The sequence below is a fragment of the Collinsella vaginalis genome, assembly GCF_900176655.1.
GTDB classification, from domain to species: domain Bacteria; phylum Actinomycetota; class Coriobacteriia; order Coriobacteriales; family Coriobacteriaceae; genus Collinsella; species Collinsella vaginalis.
Map to the genome: position 1 here is coordinate 424,500 of NZ_LT838843.1, position 4,078 is coordinate 428,577.

Annotated in this window: 3 protein-coding genes and 1 pseudogene; all 4 read left to right on the forward strand. The window is 67.8% G+C overall.

Annotated features, from left to right (window positions below; translation table 11 throughout):
* Positions 1–208, forward strand: a pseudogene (locus CAP13_RS09650) (penicillin-binding protein 2); the annotation flags it as partial.
* Between the two features lie 111 nt (positions 209–319).
* Positions 320–1,759, forward strand: a complete 1,440-nt coding sequence (locus CAP13_RS03495) for a UDP-N-acetylmuramoyl-tripeptide--D-alanyl-D-alanine ligase (RefSeq protein WP_085830244.1) — start codon at positions 320–322, stop codon at positions 1,757–1,759.
* Positions 1,756–2,784 (forward strand): phospho-N-acetylmuramoyl-pentapeptide-transferase, encoded by a 1,029-nt coding sequence (gene mraY / locus CAP13_RS03500; RefSeq protein WP_085830245.1) that lies wholly within the window; start codon positions 1,756–1,758, stop codon positions 2,782–2,784. Before CAP13_RS03495 ends, mraY begins: the two co-directional genes overlap by 4 nt.
* Positions 2,785–2,812: 28 nt before the next feature.
* Positions 2,813–4,078, forward strand: a 1,266-nt coding sequence (locus CAP13_RS03505) for an FtsW/RodA/SpoVE family cell cycle protein (protein WP_179184917.1), incomplete at its 3' end; no start/stop codon positions are given.

Consider the following 4,078-nt stretch of genomic DNA (forward strand, 5'->3'; position numbering starts at 1 on the left):
AACCGCCGAGCGCGCGGGCTCCAGCGGCGGGTACCAGCAGGGCAACAACATGGCCTCCTTCCTTGGATTCGTCTCACCGGCCGATCCGAAGGCCATGGCGTACATCACGCTCGACGGGACCGCGAACATGTCCTCGTTCGCGATCACCCCGTTCAAGACCATCATGCAGGAGGCCATCACGGCCCTCGGCATCCCTCGGGACGCCTGAGGGGCCCCGGTGCCGGGTTCTGGTCGCCCTGTGCAAATCTCCGTCCGGGGAGGGGCCTCTGGCACGGCACGCTAAAATGATTGGTTGCGCCATCGTCTAGGAAGGTCAGGCATGATTGAGATCGCTGTCAGGTACCTCGAGAAGGTCACCGGCGCCACCCCGTGGACGGGCAACGCCGACCGCGTCTGCCGGGGCGTTGTCATAGACTCCCGCAAGGTCACCGCAGATTCCATCTTCGTCGCCTTCCCCGGCGAGCGCGTGAACGGCAACGCCTTCGCGTCCGCGGCCATCGAGGCCGGGGCGTCGGCCGTCATCCTCACCGAGGATCCGGACCGCGATCTGATCCGCCTCGCCGACGAGCATGAGTGCGCGGTGTTCACCTGCACAGACCCCGAGGAGTTCCTGCTCCTCCTCGCCCAGGGCTATCGGGCGCGCATGCGGTGCACCGTGGTGGCCGTGACGGGCTCCATCGGCAAGACCACCACCAAGGATGTCCTCGCGAACCTCCTCGCGACACGCTACCGCGTGCACGTGACCGAGGGCAACCTGAACAACCTCATCGGCATGCCGCTCACCATCCTCTCAGCGCCCCGCGACACCGAGGTCATGGTCCTCGAGATGGGGATGGACGGCCCCGGCCAGATCGAGCGCCTCTCGAAGTGCGCCCAGCCCACCTATGCCGTGATCACCAAGATCGGGACGTCGCACGTCGGCCGGCTCGGCAGCCGCGAGAACATCGCGCGCGCCAAGGCCGAGGTGCTCACCGGCATGCCGCCCTCACGTGAGAACTTCGAGGGCCACCACGCGCGCCTCGTCCTGAACGGCGAGGACGATTTCACGCCCTTCATCATCGAGCACTTCGCGAAGCCCGCCGGGGTCGAGGTGCTGCTCTGCGGCACCAGCGCCGACGACGACATCTCCGTCTCCCGCGTCGAGCTCGACGAGGAGGGGCACCCTGAATTCGACATCACCTTCGCCGACGGGGCGAGTTTCCACTCGCGGCTCTCGCTCACCGGCCGCCAGTCGGTGGTGAACGCGCTCTTCGCCGCGGCTGTGGCGGTGGAGCTCGGCATCCCGCGCTTCGAGATCAACGAGGTGTTCGCGAACCTCACGATCACCGGTCGACGTCAGGAGATCCGCCGTGCAGCGAGCGGCGCGCGCGTGATCGACGACTCGTATAACGCGAGCCCGGAGTCCATGGCCGCCGGTTTGAGCCTGCTGGCTCAGCTTCCCTGCACGGGGTCGCGTGTGGCGATCTTGGGGGAGATGGGCGAGCTCGGCGACGAGGGGCCGCGCCTCCATGAGCTCACCGGGGCCTACGCCGCCGCGATCCGCCCCGACCTCCTGATCTGCGTGGGCGGGGAGAACGCCGCCGCTATGGCCGGGGCCGCTCGGCTCATGGGGCTCTCCGAGGACGCCGTCATCCAGGTCCCCTCCTGCGAGCGGTTGATCGCACGGTATGCGACCGTCTTCGGCCCTCGTGACCTCCTGCTTGTCAAGGCCTCGCGTTTCGTGGGGCTCGATCGCTTTGTGGAAGAGGTGTGCGCATGATCGGCAACCCCGCCTACCCAACCTACCAGGCGTTCCTGGCCCTCGGTATCGCGGCCGTGATCACAGCCGCCCTGATGCCGCTCTGGATCCGCCTCCTCAAATTCGAGGGGATCGGGCAGCAGGTTCGCGCCGACGGCCCGAGCCGGCATCTGGTGAAGCAGGGGACGCCCACGATGGGCGGCGTGGTCATCCTCATCGGTGTGGTGGGGGCCTCCCTGCTCGTGGCGCGCCCCAGTTTCCAGTTGATCCTTGCTATCGGGGCCACGCTCGCAACCGGTGCCCTCGGCCTGTTCGACGACATCTCGAGCGTCTCGCACGGCCGCTCGCTCGGTCTCACGCCGCGGGCGAAGATGTTCGGCCTCACGGTCATCGTGGTCGTGTTCTTCACCCTCGCCGTCAACTTCTGCGGTGTCCGCCCGGTGGTCGTCTTCCCCGGCGGGTTCGAGATCGACCTCGGCGCCCTCACGACGACCTTCATGGTCGGCAGGACCCCGATCTCCATCCCCTGGCTCTACTTCATCTTCGTGTTTCTGCTGCTCGCCGGCATGTCGAACGCCGTGAACCTCACCGACGGCCTCGACGGCCTCGCCGGCGGCACGAGCATGATGGCCATGCTCGTCATGGCGGCCATCTGCTTCCTCTCCCAGGACGCGAACCTCGCCGTGTTCTGCGCGGCGGCGGCCGGCGGATGCATCGGCTTTTTGTGGTTCAACGCCTACCCTGCGAGCATCTTCATGGGCGACACCGGCTCCCTGGCGCTGGGCGGTGGTTTCGCCGCCGTGGCGATCCTGACCAACACCGAGATCATCTCGCTCGTGGTGGGGGGCCTCTTCATCATCGAGGCGCTCTCCGTCATGATCCAGGTGGTGAGCTTCAAGTCGACCGGCCGCCGCGTCTTCCTGATGGCGCCCATACACCATCATTTCGAGAAGCTCGGTTGGGCCGAGACGAAGGTGGTCATCCGCTTCTGGATCATCTCCGCCGCCTTCGGCGCGATCGGCCTCGCCCTTTACTTCCAGGGATAGTGATCAGAGCATGCCGTTACCGGATTCCATGAGCCTCCTCGTCCTCGGGTGGGGCACCACCGGTCTAGACGTGGCGCGATGGGCTGCAGACCATCCCGACCGCGTGAGCTCCGTCACCGTCGTCGGCGGGGCGGGGAGCGCGCCCGACGCGCGCACGGACGAGCTGGCCGCGGCGGGGGNCCGTGGGTTCCCCTGGACGCTCAAGGGGTTCCGCGAGGGGGGCACCCGTTTCCTGACGGGCGCCATCCTGCTGCTGCTCCTGGCGGTCTTGGCCATGGGCGCGAGCGCCGGCGGCGCCCAGCGCTGGATCTCCATCGGCTTCTTCAGCCTGCAGCCGTCAGAGCTCGCCAAGCCGGTGATCATCCTCTTCGCCGCCGACCTCTTCTCCCGGTATTTCGAGGAGCGCACGATCACATGGGGGCCTGATCTCTGGCTCCCGTTCCTCATCGGCGTGGGCGCGCCGCTCCTGCTGATCATGCTCCAGCGCGACACGGGCAGCACGGCCATCATCGCCGCCACCGTGGTCTGCATGGCGCTGCTCTCCGGCATGCCGCTCAAGAACCTGCTCGTCGCCGGCGCCATCCTCGCGGTTCTGCTCGGCGCCTACATCGCCATGGAGCCCTACCGCTTGAGCCGCATCGCCGTCTCGCTCGACCCCTGGGCGGATCCGTACGGCAACGGGTATCAGGCGACCCTCGCCATCATGGCCTTCGCCTCGGGCGGCCTCACCGGGCGCGGCATCGGCGGGTCCACGATGAAGTACAGCTACCTCCCCGAGGCGCACAACGACTACATCTTCGCCATCATCGGCGAGGAGCTGGGCCTGGTGGGCACGCTCCTGTTCATCCTCGTCTTCCTGATGCTGGTGTACGCGGGCTTCAAGATCGCGGGGCAGACTCCCCGGCTCTATGAGAAGCTCGTGGCCGCGGGCTGCTCCATGGCGCTCGGGATCCAGTTCTTCGTCAACATCCTGGGCATCCTGGCCGTCACGCCCATGACGGGCAAGCCGATTCCCTTCATCAGTTACGGCGGCTCCTCAATGCTCGCCTCGCTCATCCTCGCGGGCCTCATCATCCGCGTCTCTGTGGAGAGCCCCACGGCGAGCCCGTACCGCGCCCGCCGCGAGCGGTTCGCGGTCATGGGGGAGGGGGAGCCCGGCGACGAGGCGGACGTCTCCAGCCATCTCGGGCGGAGCACGGCCGGCGCGGTCAGCAGCAGGAGCGGTGCCGCGCGCTCCCGCGGCTTCAACGTGTACGATGGTGGGGCCGCCGCGCGCCCGCGCCCGAGTGTGCCG